The sequence below is a fragment of the Tannerella forsythia 92A2 genome, assembly GCF_000238215.1.
GTDB lineage: Bacteria > Bacteroidota > Bacteroidia > Bacteroidales > Tannerellaceae > Tannerella > Tannerella forsythia.
On the sequence record NC_016610.1, the window covers coordinates 2,626,548 to 2,644,037 of the forward strand.

At 48.4% G+C, this 17,490-nt stretch carries 11 protein-coding genes and 1 riboswitch; of the genes, 9 read left to right on the forward strand and 2 right to left on the reverse strand.

The genetic code is table 11. The features are described from left to right. The first annotated feature begins 12 nt into the window (after positions 1–12). From BFO_RS14540 to pnuC, 9 genes are all read left to right on the forward strand, one after another. Positions 13–204 (forward strand): Rossmann-fold NAD(P)-binding domain-containing protein, encoded by a 192-nt coding sequence (locus tag BFO_RS14540; RefSeq protein WP_074450120.1) that lies wholly within the window; start codon positions 13–15, stop codon positions 202–204. Between the two features lie 93 nt (positions 205–297). Continuing rightward, on the forward strand, positions 298–1,401 hold the full coding sequence (locus BFO_RS10695; RefSeq protein WP_014225734.1) for an MBL fold metallo-hydrolase: 1,104 nt from the start codon (positions 298–300) through the stop codon (positions 1,399–1,401). A 118-nt stretch (positions 1,402–1,519) separates the two neighbouring features. Beyond that, the gene (locus tag BFO_RS15125; RefSeq protein WP_014225735.1) at positions 1,520–2,011 is read left to right on the forward strand and encodes a 3'-5' exonuclease; all 492 of its coding nucleotides are present in this window, start codon (positions 1,520–1,522) and stop codon (positions 2,009–2,011) included. A gap of 623 nt (positions 2,012–2,634) precedes the next feature. Beyond that, entirely contained in the window at positions 2,635–5,664 is a 3,030-nt protein-coding gene (locus BFO_RS10710; RefSeq protein ID WP_014225738.1) for a SusC/RagA family TonB-linked outer membrane protein, read from the forward strand. A 22-nt stretch (positions 5,665–5,686) separates the two neighbouring features. Continuing rightward, on the forward strand, positions 5,687–7,321 hold the full coding sequence (locus tag BFO_RS10715; RefSeq protein WP_014225739.1) for a RagB/SusD family nutrient uptake outer membrane protein: 1,635 nt from the start codon (positions 5,687–5,689) through the stop codon (positions 7,319–7,321). A 77-nt stretch (positions 7,322–7,398) separates the two neighbouring features. Next, a complete protein-coding gene (locus BFO_RS10720) occupies positions 7,399–8,868 on the forward strand; it encodes a DUF6057 family protein (RefSeq protein ID WP_041591313.1) in 1,470 nt (489 codons plus the stop codon). A 24-nt stretch (positions 8,869–8,892) separates the two neighbouring features. Continuing rightward, positions 8,893–10,353 carry a TolB family protein gene (locus BFO_RS10725; protein WP_014225741.1) on the forward strand — a complete coding sequence of 487 codons (1,461 nt, stop codon included), beginning with the start codon at positions 8,893–8,895 and terminating at the stop codon, positions 10,351–10,353. A gap of 348 nt (positions 10,354–10,701) precedes the next feature. After that, a riboswitch (TPP riboswitch) is annotated at positions 10,702–10,797 on the forward strand. A gap of 54 nt (positions 10,798–10,851) precedes the next feature. Continuing rightward, positions 10,852–13,050 carry a TonB-dependent receptor gene (locus tag BFO_RS10730; RefSeq protein WP_014225742.1) on the forward strand — a complete coding sequence of 733 codons (2,199 nt, stop codon included), beginning with the start codon at positions 10,852–10,854 and terminating at the stop codon, positions 13,048–13,050. 71 nt (positions 13,051–13,121) lie between these two features. Beyond that, entirely contained in the window at positions 13,122–13,748 is a 627-nt protein-coding gene (gene pnuC, locus BFO_RS10735) for a nicotinamide riboside transporter PnuC (protein WP_014225743.1), read from the forward strand. Here the strand turns inward: pnuC and BFO_RS10740 are convergent. Together BFO_RS10740 and BFO_RS10745 are read right to left on the reverse strand one after the other, a co-directional pair. Beyond that, on the reverse strand, positions 13,736–16,210 hold the full coding sequence (locus tag BFO_RS10740) for a bifunctional UDP-N-acetylmuramoyl-tripeptide:D-alanyl-D-alanine ligase/alanine racemase (RefSeq protein ID WP_014225744.1): 2,475 nt from the start codon (positions 16,208–16,210) through the stop codon (positions 13,736–13,738). The genes pnuC and BFO_RS10740 overlap by 13 nt on opposite strands. Positions 16,211–16,212: 2 nt before the next feature. Further along, positions 16,213–17,205 carry a GSCFA domain-containing protein gene (locus BFO_RS10745; RefSeq protein WP_014225745.1) on the reverse strand — a complete coding sequence of 331 codons (993 nt, stop codon included), beginning with the start codon at positions 17,203–17,205 and terminating at the stop codon, positions 16,213–16,215. Positions 17,206–17,490: the final 285 nt, after the last annotated feature.

Below are 17,490 nucleotides of genomic sequence, written 5' to 3' on the forward strand. Positions count from 1 at the left end.
AGTCCGGGTATTGTGATCACGCCTTTGGCAAACAACGAACTCAACGGTCCAAGGGGTGAAGGCTACCGCCGTATGTTGGCACAGTTACCTATGGGGCGTGCCGCTACTCCCGATGAAGTAGGCGAATTGTTGCTCACCCATCGCGGAGCTTTTATCACCGGTTCCGACTTCCTGATGGACGGCGGTGTAACGGCTGCCTACTAGTTTGGCAATATTCAGAATCCGACAGAAAATAAGGTATAGTCTATACCGAACATTTTACTTACCTTTGTCGGCTATACAATATTAAGAAAAGGAATGTTAAGAAAAATCCTCAAAAGAATGTTATATACTATTCTAATCCTCGTTGCCGTCATTGGCATCGGGGCTGCTATTGTACTGAACTTGCCGAGCTTTGGAAAAGTACCGTCAGGCAAACGCTTGGCACGTATCGAGCAGTCACCTAACTATCGGAATGGAGAGTTTCGTAACTTGGAAGAAACCCCACAAATGACTTCACGCAAGTCTACTTGGCGAACTATGTACGATTTCTTCTTCCCCGATGTGAAAGACCTATCTCCTAAGAAAGCACTCCCCGCTGTGCAAACTGACCTGCATAGCCTGCCCGACAATACGATGGTGTGGTTTGGGCATTCGTCGTACTTGCTCAATGTAAACAATACCAAATTGCTTGTAGACCCTGTGTTTCATTCGGCGTCACCTTTTCCGTTTATGGTAAAACCTTTTGAGGCGACTTACAACTATTCATCGGCTGATATGCCCGATACTATCGAGGTGCTTATCATTACTCACGACCATTGGGATCATCTCGATTATAAAGTAATGAAAGAGCTCAAAGACCGCATTGGGCACGTGGTTTGTCCGCTGGGAGTAGGGGCTCATTTCGAATATTGGGGCTTCGATACAGCCAAAATTACGGAGTTGGACTGGAACGACGAAATCCACATTGCCGACCTCAAATTGACCTGTCTGCCTACTCGCCACTTCTCGGGACGCGGGCTCAAGCAGAGGCAATCGCTCTGGGGGTCATTTACGCTCGAGACGGGCACTTATACTATTTATATCGGCGGCGATAGCGGTTACGGCAAACATATCGCCGAGATAGGCAAACGCTTCCCCAATATCGACCTTGCTCTAATGGAAAACGGTCAATACAACGAGAATTGGAAGCATATCCACTTCCTCCCTGCCGACCTCCGCAAAGCCCTCAACGATATAGGTGCTAAGCGTTATTTCACAGGGCATAATTCCAAATTTGTGTTGGCACAACACCCTTGGTACGAACCGCTAAACAACGTACAGGCATACGCCAAAGAGGACAGTCTGAATGTGATTACCCCCAAGATAGGCGAAGTCGTCTTCCTCGACCGCAACCAGACCTTCGACCTCTGGTTCAGGTAACAGTCGATATATTCCCGATTATCAATATTGCACAACCCGAAACTTATTCCTAATTTTGCCCCAAAATATTACTACTAACTAACCCAATGCCTGTGTACTATACACACCGATTTAGATAATGAACACTTTCGTTGCATTAGATTTCGAAACCGCCAACCGAAACCCCAGCAGTGTGTGCAGCATAGGACTCGTCTTTGTCGATAATGCTGAGATTACGCGTACCTATTACCGACTGATAAAACCCTACCCGAATTTTTACAACTATTTCAACACGAAGATACACGGTATCACTCGGCACGATACCGACACCGAGAGCCTCTTCCCCGAAATATGGGACGAGGTCAAGCCCCAAATAGGCGATTTGCCTATTGTAGCCCACAATAGTCCATTCGACGAAGGCTGTCTGCATGCCGTGCTTGCCGCTTATAAACTCCCGTTGCATACCAATAAGTTCTTCTGTACCTGCCGACGTGCACGCAAAGTATTCCCCAATCTGCCCAACCACAGATTAGAAACCGTCGCTCAACATATAGGCTTCGACCTGGAGAATCATCATAATGCACTCGCCGACGCTGAAGCTTGTGCCCATATTGCTTTGCAACTCTTTTAAAGGAGAAAATCAAAACTCATTACGATTGCATCTTGTCATGCGCATGACGTTGTCTGTGAGAGAACAATGTGTTTTGAAAATTATTTTATCAATAAATGATAAAATTATACGTCGTTATGCAGGGGATAGCGTGAATTTTCTTTGCGAATGACTCAATTGAATTGAAAACATGTTATATAACATATATGGTTGTTATTTTATTCTAAAAAAAACGGATACTTTTGCGGATTCTAAAAAAAACAGCTTGAAGATAAAAAAGTGAGCCATACAAAGTCAGATAATAAGATGTCGATAAGTAGGAATAAGAACACTTTTCGAGGCTTTTGCACTCTATACGAGAGTATGGCAAAGATATTTTTGTTAATATTTGCAAATATTAACATGGGGGGGGTACTTTTATTTAATTATTCTGCCGAGTTTTTAACCGGCTTTTCTCCCGTTTTTTCCGAAACCAAATTTATTCTTTCCCGATATCGCAGGCGGTATTTCTTTGTACGGCCCGATACCGGTATGCTTCCTTTCGGACACGAAAGGAGATGATACTTCTATGCCCGGAACGCAAAGACTGTAGATGAGATGAACGAATGGAACAATAAACATAGTATTATTAAAAACAATTAAGAATGAAACGTAAACATTCAATCTGTAAATGGAAAGGAATACTGTTTGCCCTGCTGTGGACAGTATCGTTGGGAACGTTTGCTCAGACCGTTACTGTACGCGGTACGGTCGTGGACGATACGGGCTTGACCGTTATCGGAGCATCCGTTGTGGTAGAGAGTAACCGCACGATCGGTACGATTACCGATATCGACGGGAAGTATGTATTGGAGAATGTGCCATCCGGAGGCAAACTTACCTTCAGCTATATGGGGATGCAAACCCAAACGGTAGCGGTGGCCGGACGAACAACGATCGACGTGACGATGAGGTCTGACGATAAGGTGCTGGACGAAGTCGTAGTCGTAGGTTACGGTGTACAAAAGAAGGCGAACTTAACGGGGTCCGTTGCTTCGCTTCAGGCCGAGGCGCTTGAAGCGCGTCCGGTGGCGAGCGTTTCCGCCGCACTGGCCGGAACGATGCCGGGAGTAACGACGATCCAGAACTCCGGTGCGCCGGGCGCCCAGACGGGAACGATCACCATCCGCGGTAAGAACTCGATCAATGCTGCCAGTCCGTTGGTAATTGTCGACGGAGTACCGGGAAGCATGAACTCGATTGATCCGCAAGATATCGAGTCGATTTCTGTTTTGAAGGATGCCGCTTCGTCGGCTATTTACGGTGTGCAGGCTGCCAATGGGGTCATCTTGATCACCACCAAGAAAGGAAAAGCAGGACAGAGCGCCCGTGTCAATTATTCCGGATTAGTGTCGTGGGCAAGCCCTACCGCCCGACTCAATTTCCTCGGAGCAGCCGATTTTGCCATGTTGTATAACGAAGCTACACGTAACGAAAATCCGAATGCTCCGCTGCCGTTCTCAGACAAAGATATCCAGAAATTCCGCGATGGCTCCGACCCGATCGGACATCCCGACACGGACTGGTATAATGCGGTAATGAAAAAGAGAGCGCTCGAAACGCAACACAATGTATCGATCAGCGGTGGATCGGAAAGTACGACGTATATGGCTTCACTGGCTTACCTTTTTCAGGACGGATTGTCGCAGGAAAAAAGCTATGACCGGTATAATGGTCGTATCAATCTCGACTCGAAAATCAACAAGTGGGTAAGTGTCGGATTGAATGCTTCGGCTTATCGCGGAACGGATCGGGACGAGTTTGAAGGATTTGCGGAATTGCTGCAATACGTGAACCGTATTCCCCCTACGTTAGGGATTTATGACAAAGACGGGAATTTCAGTTACAACAACCTGAAGAACCCTGTTGCCCATCAGGGACGCACGGGACTTTACCGCAGGATCGATCAGCAACTCAATGCAACAGCTTACCTTACCTTGACTCCGATTGAAGGATTGAGCATCAAAGGGGTTTACTCGCTACGCCACGATGCCCGTGATCTGCGTAAGTTCAAAAGACATTGGGAATATAGTAAGTTTGACTCCGGTAAGCGCGAAGGATATCATAATTATTATAACTGGAACTGGTACACATCGCAGTTACTGGCTAATTACAATAAAACATTCGACAAACATACGATCGGTCTTTTGGCAGGTGCCGAACAGGTGGAATATACGTATCGATACACCGAAACGAGTCGTACCGGCGGTGGAAGCGATGATCTTCCCGAATCGCTCAATACGCTCGATGCCTCGTCGCAAAAAAACCTTGACGGCGGACATGAAACGGCGCGTCTTTCATACTTCGGACGTATTCAGTATGACTATGAGAACAAATACCTGTTCGAGGCCAACATGCGCGCCGATGCCTCGTCGCGTTTCCCGAAAGATAATCGCTGGGGATTCTTCCCGGCTTTCTCGGCCGGATGGAGACTCTCGGAAGAAGCATTTATCAAAGATCGCTTCGACTGGCTCAGCAATCTTAAGTTGCGTCTGGGGTGGGGGAGAACCGGTAATGAAGAGTTGAAAAGCGATGATATTTATCCGGCCGTTTCGACGTATGCTTATAATGCTAAAAATCGCTTGACCATGTTCGGCAATACGCTTTACTCGACGGTGCATGAATCACGCTATGTGAATTCAAACTTGAAATGGGCGACCGTGACCAACTATGAATTGGGTCTTGAAGCTGCATTCCTGAACAACATGGTCGGCTTTGAACTGTCTCTTTACAAAAAACGTACAAACGATATGTTGCTTTACCTCCCTGTTCAGGGCGTGATCGGGATGAATCCTCCGGCGCAGAATGCCGGAAATGTGGAGAATACCGGATTTGACTTGAATGTCTTCTACAACAACCGTATCAATAAAGATTTCAGATATAGCGTCAACTTCAATGTAGCATACGTAAAGAACGAAATCACGAATATGTTCGGTACCGAGGGGAAAGATCCGGATAACGAAAATATCTGGCGTTTGGAAGGGCATCCCATCGGTTCGTTCTACGGATTCGTGGCCGACGGCTATTTCAATACCGAAGAAGAGCTGAAGAACCATCCCAAGCGTTTGGGACGTGAAAAGCTGGGCGATATTAAATACAAAGACCTGAATGAAGACGGAAAAATCACTGCCGGTGACGACCGTAGGGTAATCGGTAAAAACTTTCCGAGCTGGACCGGCGGATTAAACGTGGGTCTCTATTATAAAGATTTTGACTTCTCGATGCTTTGGCAAGGCGCTTTCGACGTCGATGCCTATTACACGGGAGAGGCTTCATATTCTTTTTTCAACAGTGGAAAAGTACTCAAAAGACACCTCGACCGCTGGACGCCGGAGAATCATAACGCTTCGTATCCGCGTATCACCAAAGACTCACAGACGAACTATGCCGTTTCGTCGTTCTGGCTTCAAGATGCTTCGTATGTCCGTCTGAAAAATATTTCGTTTGGTTATACCCTTCCAAAGCAATTGCTTGGCAAAGCAGGTATCGACCGGTTGAAGGTCTTTGTCTCGGGTGAGAATTTATTGACTTTCTCCGGACTTGACGGATTAGATCCCGAATCGCCTTCGGATACGCGAGGAGCTTTTTATTCGAACGTGAAGAAAGTTTCACTGGGACTGAAAATGACATTCTAAATTATTTAAAATAAAAAGAACAATGAAAATAACACATCTATATATTGCTGCTGCGATAGCCGTGCTGGGAACGACTTCCTGTGTCGATCTGGATCGTTATCCCCTTGAAGAGCTATCGGATAAAAGCTTTTGGAGATCGCCCGACGATGCGGAAAAAGCGGTCTCAAACCTGTATACTTCACTCCCTTACTGGGACGTGGACGATGCGATTAATTCGGACGATGCGGTGCACGGTATCAAATGGGCGGCCGGAAATATTTCGAAAGGAGTGTACGACCCACAGGATTTCGGATGGAAAGAGAACTACGCAGCGATCCGTAAAGCGAATATCGTGCTCAGTAAGGTCAATCTTATTCCCAACTATGACGGCGAAAAGAAGAATCGCGTGCTTGGTCAGGCTTATTTCTTCCGCGCACTCCAGTATTTCAATCTGATACGCAGCTACGGCGATGTTCCTTATATCGACAAGCCGTTATCGTTAAGTGATCAGGAAGGCATCGTGCGTACTCCCCGTGAGGAGGTATACGGAAAGGTGATGCAAGATTTCGATAAAGCCATCGAATATTTGCCTAAATCTTGGAGCGCCTCGGAATATGGTCGCGTAACCAAAGGTGCTGCGTTGGCCATGAAGGCACGTGCAGCCTTATACTATGGAAAATGGGATGTGGCTGCCGAGAGCGCGAAGAAAGTGATGGACTTGAACGAATATAATTTATATGATGAGCAGAATACCGGCAAGTATCAGGAACTCTTCTGGGAGAAAGCCGACGGATGCAAGGAATTTATTCTGGTTAAGCAATTCAAGGAAGCCGAAAACTCGTGGTTTCTGATCGGTTGGGAAGCATTCCCGACGAAAGGATGGGGTGGTATTAACCCTACACAGAGCTTAGTCGATGCTTTTGAAGATATCGAGGGGGCTCCGATTGCCAAGTCGACGCTTTACGATCCGAAAAAGCCTTTTGAGAAGCGCGACCCGCGTCTGGAAGTGAATGTGCTGCACCACGGAGAGACCCTGTACGGGGTAACCATCAACGTGGCTCCGTTGAAATCGGCTGCTCCGACCGGAATCGGTCAGCATGGCGATGCCACGGCTACCGGTTACTATCAGCAGAAATGGCTCGATCCGTCCATCGATCCTTCGTCAAAAGGCTGGGATATGGGTAAAGATGCCGTATTGATACGTTATGCCGAGGTGTTGCTCACGTATGCCGAGGCTAAGAATGAGTTGTCACCGCTCGATGATGAGGCGTTCAAGGCTGTGAATGCCGTGCGCAAACGTGTCGGTATGCCCGAACTGCAAAAGACGGATGCAAGCAAACCGACGTATTGCGGGACACAGGACGATCTGCGTCAGCGTATCCGTAACGAGTGGCGCGTGGAGTTTGCACTCGAAGGGGGCAAACGTCAGTGGGATATTCGTCGCTGGGGTATTGCCAAAAAAGTGCTCAATGAACCGTTCCTCGGGCTGAAATACAAGCTGGTCGATTCGTCCGATGCGAAAGAAGGAGACGGAGGAAAGATTTGCATTCTCTACGAAGGAGAGAATGTGAAGTTGACCGGTAGTAAGTACGAAGATCATAATTACGTCTATCCCATTCCGCAGGAGGAGCGTGATTTGAATCCGGCTCTGACACAGAATCCGGGTTATCCGAATTAATGCCGTCCGATCGGTATAAAAAGGCTGTCCTGCAATTCTTTTTGCAGGGCAGCCTTATTCACTTTTTTTACCATACAATGAAATATTTGAAATACGTTCTGTTCGGCTTGCTTTTCCTCGTTTATTTTACGGTTTATCGGGGAGCCTTGTCGCACGTGATTACATATCATGAGCAGCATCATCTGTTTCTTTACTCTACTTCGTACCGGCGACAGATCTTCGCCTCCGAAGGCTGGCTGGAATACGTCACGAATTTTGTGATTCAATTCTTTTACAATCCTACGGCAGGAAGCGCTCTATTGGCTTTAATACTTGCTTCCGTTTATTTATTAACAGACCGTATCATCCGAATATTCATCGAAGGGGAAGATTTGTTGCAACCGGCCGTTGTCTCTTCGCTTTGCTTTTTCTTTTATACCATGTCTGTCGATCATTCCCTCAAAACGGTCGTGGGGGTGTTCCTGCTTTTGTTACTGATCAATCTGTTGCTGCTTTTTGTAAGACCGCAACGAAAAATCATCCGTTGGCCGCAGCCGGTCGGCCGTTATGGCCGCATTTGGCTGACCGTAATTTTCCTAACCGTATACTCGGCAGGTGGCTATGTGTTCTTTTTGAAATCGTATTCCGTAGGCGAGCGTATCATGCTTAAGGCCGAGCAGGCCGCCAAGGCCGGAGATTGGAACAAAGTATTGGAATATACCGAAAATTACCTTGATCGCGGGAGAAGCAATCAGCTGATCGCTTATTTTCACAATCTGGCATTGTATCATACCGGTTCATTGCCTTATCGCTTGTTTGACTATCCGCAGGCATTGGGGGTGAAGAGCCTGTATTTTCCGTGGGACGGAAACAGTCGTGAGAGCGAATACGGATACTTGCTTTATGAAAAATTGGGTTACCTTAACGAGGCGCATCGCTGGGAGTTCGAGGCGATGGTCGTGTGGGGAGAGACGGCGCCGCACCTGCTAAATCTGGCTCGTTATAATCTCTCGAACGGTCGTCCGCGCGTTGCGCAGCGTTTTATCAATCTGCTGAAGCAATCGCTCTTCTATCGTGACGAAGCGCTCCGGCTCGAACAGCTTGCCGGTACGTCCGATACGTCGTTGCCTCGAAATGCGCTGCAAAACGTCGACGATATTCCTGCACGTTTTTCCAATGTGTTGAATCTCGGTCCCGAACTCCAGTATTTGTGCGAAAAAGATACGACCAATCGTATGGCTTTTGAATACCTGATGAGCCATTTGCTGCTGAGTAATCACGTGGAGCGGTTTGCTCAAAATCTCCCGCTTATGCGTCGTTTTGCTTATCCTCGTTTACCGCAGACTTATGAGGAAGCTCTTTATATTTACGAACTTGGCGTAGGCCGGGAGAAGGTGTTTGAGATGACCGGCCTTACCGTCGGTGAAGATACTAAGCGCCGTTTCGATCGTTACTATCGACTGGCACAAGCCGAACAGATGGAGGCCTTACAGGCCGAGTTTGGGAATACGTACTGGTTTTACCTCAATTACATCAGCCCTTACGGATCGAAAGTGATCCGTGATTAAACGACAAATTTAGAAACAATCGATATGAATACTCGATCCATTGCATACTTTCTGTTGCTGATTGTTTGCGTGCTTGCCGGATGCGTTTCCTATCATGCTCCCGAAGCACATCGTGAAGCACAGCCGAAGATATATCCCGATTATGCCGGCGTTACCTTTCCCATCAATATAGCTCCGCCCAATTTCGTCATCCGTGATACGGCGGAGGCTTATCAGACGGAGATCGGTTATGCGGAAAACGTGACGATCCTCATTCGCAGCAAAGATCCGACGGTGCATATCCCGGAAAAAAAATGGAAAAGTCTGCTGAAAGAGGCACAGGGCAAGGAGATTTTCTTTCGTATCAGTTTGCTGAAAGAAGAAAAGTGGATACGCTATGCGGATATTATCAACACGGTATCCGAGCATCCGATAGACCCTTTTCTCGTTTATCGTCTCCTGTATCCCGGATATGAATTGTGGAACGAAATGGGAATCTATCAGCGCGATTTGACTTCGTATAAGGAGACTCCGCTGCTGGAAAACCGCGACTTCGGCAAACAATGTGTGAACTGCCATTCGTTCACTCTCAACTCACCTGCGACGATGATGCTGCATATCCGCGGAAAGCAAGGAGGGACGCTGATTCGCCGTAACGGACAGACCGAGAAGGTGAACCTCAAACCGGAAGGGTATAAAAACGGGGCGACGTATCCGGTCTGGCATCCGCAAGGACGTTACATCGCTTTTTCGATGAATGAGATACAGCAGTTCTTTCACGCTTCGGGCAAGAAACCGATTGAAGTGTCCGACCTCGATGCCGATTTGGTGCTTTACGATACGCAGACCCGAAGGATGTTCACCGACTCGCTCGTTTATACGCGGGACTATATGGAGACTTTTCCTGCTTGGTCGCCCGACGGAACGACGCTTTATTTTTGTCGTGCGGCAGCGTATGCTCAGGGAATGCCGCTCGACAGTATCCGGTACGACTTGTATCGCATTCGTTTCGACGAAAAAGAGGAACGCCTGTACGATCTTGAATGCGTCTATCAGGCGTCTGCTTTCGGTCGTTCCGTTTCTTTTCCGCGTGTTTCGCCCGACGGACGATATTTGATGTTTACGCAGTTCGATTACGGGAACTTCTCGATCTGGCATCCTGAAAGCGACTTGTATCTGATGGATTTGCAAAGCGGAGCGATACGTGTGCTTGACGAAGTGAACAGCAACGATGTGGACAGTTATCATACGTGGGCCTCGTCGGGCGATTGGTTTGTTTTTAGCAGTAAACGTATGGACGGACTTTGGGCGCGTCCTTATCTGGCCGCATTCGACCGTCGTACCGGACGTGCCGGAAAACCTTTTCTGCTTCCGCAGAAAGATCCGGAGTTTTACGACACGTTTACGTACACATATAATGTTCCGGAACTGATTAAAGCGCCGGTAGAAAAGAATAAAGACTTTCTGGAGGCGATCGGTCGGGCAGCGCTCCGAACGACTCGTTGAGATGGCTGAAAATAGCGAGAAATAGCGCCTTTGTAAGGATGCCTCCGGAAGTCTCCGCGAAGCTCGCTAAGCCTTCCGTCGATGCACGGAAGTCTCCGCGCGGTTCATTAAGATTTCCGACAACGGACGGAAGTCTCCGCAAAACTCGCTAAGCCTTTCGTCGATGCACGGAAGTCTCCGCGCAACTCGCTAAGCCTTCCGTCGATGCACGGAAGTTTCCGCGCATATTTCTCATTATCTTCGTCTCGTACCGCATTTCGTCCTCAATCGGGTTTTGATGCGTCAGCTCCCGAAAAATCCGGGTTAGATGAACGTCTGATGATAAAAATGATTACCTTTGCCCCCGAATTTATATAACAGGGGTGCCTTACTTTTACAGGCTGAGATCATACCCTTACACCTGATCCGGGTAATGCCGGCGTAGGAAGATGTAGGTTTTTTTGTCTCTTTTTTTCTGTATATTTCGTAGCTCCCCATTTTATTTAAAACGAAAAGAAAATGAGGAAGATTTGTTATGGAGTAGCCGGCTTATTGTTGTCCGGCGTATCGGTGATGGCCCAGGAAAGGGTCGATTCGACAAGTGTGTATGAGCTGAACGAGGTGGTTGTCTCGGCCGTGCAGGCGCGGAAAGAGACGCCCGTGGCGTTTCGCAATGTGTCGGCGGCGGAACTGAGGGCCAACAATACCGGGCAGTCGTTGCCCTATTTATTTATGCAGACACCTTCGGTCGTTGTTACTTCCGACGGTGGGAATGGCATAGGCTACGCATCCATGCGGGTGCGCGGTACGGATGCTAACCGGATCAATTTTACGGTCGATGGTGTACCTGTCAACGATTCGGAGAGTCACGGGGTTTTTTGGGTGAACATGCCCGATTTCGCTTCGTCGGTCGAAAATATTCAGATTCAACGCGGAGCAGGTACCTCGACCAATGGTGCGGCCGCTTTCGGCGCGACTGTCTCGATGCAGACTCAACGTCCATCGCTCAAACCGTACCTCGAAGTCGTTTCGTCGGCCGGCAGTTTCGGGACATTTACGAATACTTTCTGCGGCGGGACGGGACTGCTTTGGGAGCATTTCGTGTTTGATGCACGATATTCGAATGTGCAGACCGACGGGTATATCGAACGCGCCCGGGCGGATATGAATTCGTATTACGGCTCGGCCGCTTATTACAACGGCGGAACAATGATCAAATTCCAGACTTTCGGCAGCAGCGAAGTGACTTATCAGGCATGGTATGGGGTTGATTCGGCCAAACTTAAAACAAACCGTCGATACAACAGTTGCGGAGCCTATAAGGAGAACGGCGAAACGAAATTCTACGATAACCAGACGGACAACTATTGGCAGCATCATTATCACTTGCTCGCTACGCAACGTTTCAGTGACCGACTGAACCTGAACGTAACGCTGCACTATACCGACGGGAAAGGATATTACGAAGACTACAAGGCCGGTGCGAAGTATGCATCGTACAAGCTCGACAATTATGTAGATGCCAAGGGTAAGATTCACAAGAAGACCGATCTTGTTCGTCGTAAATGGTTGAGAAACGATTTTTACGGGGCATTATTCCGCATGAATTATACGCACGACCGGTTGCAGGCTTCTTTCGGTGCATCGGCCAACAATTACATCGGCGATCACTTCGGACGTGTCATCTGGGTTAAGACCTCAGCCGCGCTGCCCAAACCCAACCACGAATATTACCGTAACCGTGGCGAGAAACTCGACTATAACGCTTATGTGAAAGCGACCTGTCGCTTCCTGCCTTCGCTAAGTGCCTATGCCGACCTGCAATATCGCGGCATTGATTACCAAATCAACGGAAGCGATGATAAAGCCGGTGATAAGGTACGTGTAAAGAAGACCTTCTCATTCTTCAATCCGAAAGCCGGGCTTTCGTTCGAGCGAAACGGTCATCATGCTTATGCTTCGTTCGCCGTGGCACATCGCGAGCCGAACCGCGATAACTTCACCGAGAACGGTCCTTCGGCACAGCCTGCCTACGAGACGCTTTACGACTACGAAGCCGGCTATCAGTACACGGGAAGCATCTTCCGTGCCGGTCTGAACCTGTACTATATGGATTACGACAATCAGTTAATCCTTACCGGTAAAATCAGTGAAATCGGAGAGCAGCTGACCTCGAACATCAAAGACAGCTACCGGATGGGAGCTGAGTTGAGCGGAGGGGTAAAAGTGGCGTCGTGGCTCGACTGGAACGGACACTTGACGTTGAGCAGCAACAAAATCCGCAACTTTACGGAATATGTCGATACGTATGATGCAAACTGGAACGACTTGCCTCAAACCTCCAAAAATCTCGGTACGACCGATATCGCTTTTTCTCCGAACCTGACGTTTGGAAGCACCTTCGCCTTCCATTGGAGGGGCTTCTCGGCAGCTTTCATGTCGTCGTATGTCGGTCGGCAGTATCTTGACAATACCTCATCGCGCCAACGCAGTTTGGATCCGTATTTTGTGAACAACCTGCGCATCGGATACACGTTCCGTCCCCGTTTTATGAAAGAGATCGGACTCGACTTGAATATCCGCAACCTCTTTAACGAAATGTACGAAACGAACGGCTGGACATACAGCTATATCCTCGATGGTAAACGTATGACCGATTCCGGGTACTTCGCACAGGCCGGAACGAATATGATGGCACGTGTAACGCTGAAATTTTAAGCGAAGAATATGCTGTTCCGCCGTCCGGACTCCGTATGACTAAGAACATAGAAACTTTTTTACGTAACAACATGGGATATGAATTGATTGAAATCGTTGCAGCCGCGATCATGCTGATCTATCTGTGGCTGGAATATAAAGCCAGCATCTGGCTGTGGCCGGTAGGGGTCGTAATCCCTCTTTTCTATATCTATATCTATTTTGTTAATAAGTTCTATGCCGACATGGGGATCAACATCTACTACCTCGTGGCAAGCGCTTACGGCTGGTTCCGGTGGTGGAAAAGCGAGTCTGCCCTCAAACGGAAAAGCCTTCGATCCGGTGAAACGGCAGTCTTGGGAGCGGCCATACGGTATACTCCCAAGACTTACTGGCCGAAACTGTTGGCTGTTTTTTGTGTGTTATTCGCCCTGATCGCATGGGTGCTGATCCGGTTTACCGACAGCCCTGTGCCTCTCGGCGATGCGTTTACGACGGCGCTCAGCATCGTGGCCATGTGGATGCTCGCGCAGAAATATATTGAACAATGGTGGTTTTGGCTCGTCGTGAGTGCCGTCTCCGCCACCCTTTATTTCTGGAAAGGAATGACCCCGACAGCCGTCACCTACGTTGTTTATTCTATTGTGCCTGTCTTCGGCTACCGCCAATGGCGGAAGATGATGACTTCCGCTATGACGGCGAATCGTTATTCGCGATAGTAAATCCTCTTGACACGCGGCGAGATGGATGTCAGAATCTCGTAAGGAATCGTGTCCAGCTTGTCGGCAATTTCGGTCACCGGAAGTTGGGAGCCGAAGATAATCGCCGTGTCGCCTTCCTGCGCATCGGCATCCGTAACGTCGACCATGCAAATATCCATGCAGATATTTCCGACAATCGGGCAGCGCGTCCCGTTGATAACGACTTCGCCCACCCCGTTGCTCAGATGACGGTCAAGACCGTCGGCATAGCCGATAGGAAGAATAGCCACCCGTAAATCGCGTTGGGCGTATGTCTTGCGGCTGTAACCGATCGAATCGCCTGCCGGTACATCGCGGATTTGCAGAATCGTTGTTTTGAGTGAACTGACCGGCTGTAACTTCTTCGCTTCGCTGACCGAGGCGCTGATGCCGTAAAGCGAGATGCCGAGGCGAACCATATCCATCTGATGTCCGGTGAAACGTTCGATACCGGCCGAATTGAGAATATGTTTGAGTACCGGATAACCTAATCCTGCTTCCAAGGCTTCGGCCGATTGTGTGAAGAGGCGTATCTGTCCCCGTGTAAATTCGTCGTGTTCGGGCGAGTCGCTCCCGACCAGATGCGAAAAAACGGAGCGCACGACGAGTGAACTTTGTTGTTCCAGCCGTTGGCAAATCTCCCGCACATCCGACGGACGAAAGCCCAGCCGGTGCATGCCCGTGTCGATTTTGATATGAATAGGGTAGGAGGTGATTCCGCGTCGTCCGGCTTCTTTCATCAGGGCATCCAGCAGGCGGAAGCTGTACACCTCCGGCTCCAGTTGACGCTCGAACAAGACATTGAAACTGCTAAATTCCGGATCCATCACGATGATCGGAATGGAGATTCCTTCTTTGCGCAGCGCCTCGCCCTCGTCGGCCACCGCCACGGCCAGATAATCGCAACGATGTTCCTGCAATGTCTTCGCCACCTCATACGAACCGGCGCCATACCCGAAGGCTTTGACCATACAAACCATCTTCGTGTCGCGGTGCAGTTTTGAACGGAAATGGTTGAAGTTGTGCACTACCGCATCCAAGTTTACCTCAAGCACCGTTTCATGCACCTTTTTTTCTAACAGCTCCGTGATGCGCTCGAAATGGAAGGCACGTGAACCTTTCAGCAGAATCAACTCGTCGCGGAAGGTTTTCATCGAAGGAGAATGAATAAATTCGTCGGTTGTCAGGTAGAACTCGCTTTCGCGCATCTCGAATGCAGAGCCGTATTCCTTCATGTCACGGCCGATCCCGATGATACGGTCTACTTTCTTACGGCGGAACAGCTCTGCGACTTTCCTGTATAATGATTTGGGCAGCATGCCCGATTGCAGAATGTCCGAAAGAATCACGGTCGTTTTCAGGTCTTTTTCCGCACGGCGGCTCTGCTGAAAATCGAGCGCGATATCCAACGAATTAATATCGGAATTGTACGTGTCGTTAATCAGCTGACATCCGTTGATGCCTTCTTTCACTTCCAACCGCATGGCCACCGGCTCCAGTCCCGCAAAAACCTTTCTGTTTCTGAGTGACGTCGGTTTCAGATACAGCATCAGGGCGATGCAGTGAATCACATCTTCGATCGAAGCGTCGTCGGTAAACGGAATTTCATACGTTTGTTCCAGATTCAGCATCACACAGTGGATTTCGGTCGAAGACTGTTTTTTGTGTATTCTCTCAATGTATAACGGCGCATCCGAATCTTTGCGGCTCCAGCCTACAGCCTTATGCGAGAGGCACGCCTTGTCGAGCGTGTGCGCGATAAACTCATCGTCGGCATTGTAGATTACGATATCGCAATCGCTGAACAGCGACAATTTCTCCATACATTTTTGAGTCGATGAAGCGAAATTCTCCTGATGCGCCTCTCCGATATTCGTGATCATGCCGATCGTCGGACGAATGATGCGTTGCAGCTTCTCCATCTCGTCCGGCTGTGAGATACCCGCTTCGAAGATGCCCAACGTATGCTTGTCGTCCATCTGCCATACGGAGAGCGGCACGCCGATCTGCGAGTTATAACTGCGAGGTGAACGGACAATGTTGAAATCCGTATGAAGCAATTGGTAAAGCAACTCCTTGACGATGGTCTTACCGTTACTCCCTGTAACACCGATGACCGGTATCTCGAATTGCTTGCGGTGGTGTGCCGCCAGCATTTGCATTGCTGTGAGCACGTTCGGGACGATCAAGAAATTGGCATCGGGCATCATCCGTGTTTCCGGCGGCTCATGATGGACGACAAAGCTACGCACGCCCAGCCGGTATAATTCGGGGATATATCGGTGTCCGTCGTTGGTCTGAGTTTTCAACGCAAAAAACAGGGTCGATTCCGGGAACGACAACATACGGCTGTCGATCAGCAGTCGATCGATCATACTGTCGTTCAGGGTGCGGTTTGTTGCGCCAATTATTTTGGCAATCTCTTGGATCTTATACTTCATCATTATTGTTCGGTTTGTAGTCGTTCTATATCTTTTCGTTCTTGCTTGAAACAAAGGTAGGGCATTTTCTCATTGAAACGGTCTATTTTTAACAAAGTTTGTGTCAGGAATCGCCGGTATGCCTCGCTCTGCGGATTAAACGGCCGATGATCGAGTGCTTTGCGAATCTCCTCTGCTTCCTTTAGCAGACAACGTGCAGGCTCATCCATGCATACTTCGACAAAACGCTCCCAAATGTATTGAATAGCTGTTAGTGACGGATGACACATATCGTCGGCATAAAAACGATAGTCCCGCAACTCATCCATCATCAGTTCGTAGGCGGGGAAATAAGCGGTCTGTACCGGAAAACGTTCTTGCAATGCCTCGACAGCAAGGTGTAAGGTCGCTTTACTTAACTGGTTCTCGTGTGCTCCGTCTCGCCAGTGCCGAATCGGACTGACCGTAAACAACCATTGCAGGGACGGATGTTTTTTCTGTAACTTCGCTATCAGTGGTTCCCACAGTGAAACGATTTCCTCGACCGAAAGGCGTGCCCGCTCGAAATATTTTTCCGGAAGCTTATGACAGTTGGCTACCGTTTGTCCTGTCCCTTTTAACCGATAGACATATGCCGTCCCCCAAGTTATGATGATACGGTCGGCCGACGATAACATAACCGCAGCCTGTTGCAGTCGTTCGTTTATCTGTTGCAGGCACTCATCGGCCGATACGGACGAAAAAGAGCTGTGATGAAAGAGACTATGGTATAATCCTTCATACTGAAACAGATCGTCGGACGTGAATGTCATTCCCTCTATCAGTCGTTCAATAGCCATGGCTACCGAAGCAGGGTTATAAAGTGTACCGAAAGGATTGATCTCCGCACGAAACAGACTGCCGGATAAACGCTTCCCGATGGATTCGGCAAAGCAGGAGCCGAAGAGCATCGTCCGGTGTTCGTATGCAAAACGGACAGGGGATCGGGGAATATCGATTTTCGTATAAAGCATCATAGCACTTATGAATAGTCATGCGTTAAAAGTAATGTAGCAAAGTAGCATAAGTGCCGTATTTTGTGTTCTTTTTTATACTTTAACTGCTTTGCTGCTTTGCTATATTTTATGCAATATGACAGGCAAAGAAAAAAAATCTTCAGGGAAATACGAAACATTGAACTTAATTCATGCAAGTTTTGAGATATGTTGTAAAACATATAAATATCATATGGTGCTAAATATAAACAATTTAAGCTATTGTAAGGACGTATTTTTATCTGTTTATCATGGTTTTGGGATAAT

Bases quoted from the DNA above. Each gene is read 5' to 3' on its own strand.
- BFO_RS10695 (WP_014225734.1), top strand. From the start codon at position 298: ATGTTAAGAAAAATCCTCAAAAGAATGTTATATACTATTCTAATCCTC.
- BFO_RS15125 (WP_014225735.1), top strand. From the start codon at position 1,520: ATGAACACTTTCGTTGCATTAGATTTCGAAACCGCCAACCGAAACCCC.
- BFO_RS10710 (WP_014225738.1), top strand. From the start codon at position 2,635: ATGAAACGTAAACATTCAATCTGTAAATGGAAAGGAATACTGTTTGCC.
- BFO_RS10715 (WP_014225739.1), top strand. From the start codon at position 5,687: ATGAAAATAACACATCTATATATTGCTGCTGCGATAGCCGTGCTGGGA.
- BFO_RS10720 (WP_041591313.1), top strand. From the start codon at position 7,399: ATGAAATATTTGAAATACGTTCTGTTCGGCTTGCTTTTCCTCGTTTAT.
- BFO_RS10725 (WP_014225741.1), top strand. From the start codon at position 8,893: ATGAATACTCGATCCATTGCATACTTTCTGTTGCTGATTGTTTGCGTG.
- BFO_RS10730 (WP_014225742.1), top strand. From the start codon at position 10,852: ATGAGGAAGATTTGTTATGGAGTAGCCGGCTTATTGTTGTCCGGCGTA.
- pnuC (WP_014225743.1), top strand. From the start codon at position 13,122: ATGGGATATGAATTGATTGAAATCGTTGCAGCCGCGATCATGCTGATC.
- BFO_RS10740 (WP_014225744.1), bottom strand. From the start codon at position 16,210: ATGAAGTATAAGATCCAAGAGATTGCCAAAATAATTGGCGCAACAAAC.
- BFO_RS10745 (WP_014225745.1), bottom strand. From the start codon at position 17,205: ATGATGCTTTATACGAAAATCGATATTCCCCGATCCCCTGTCCGTTTT.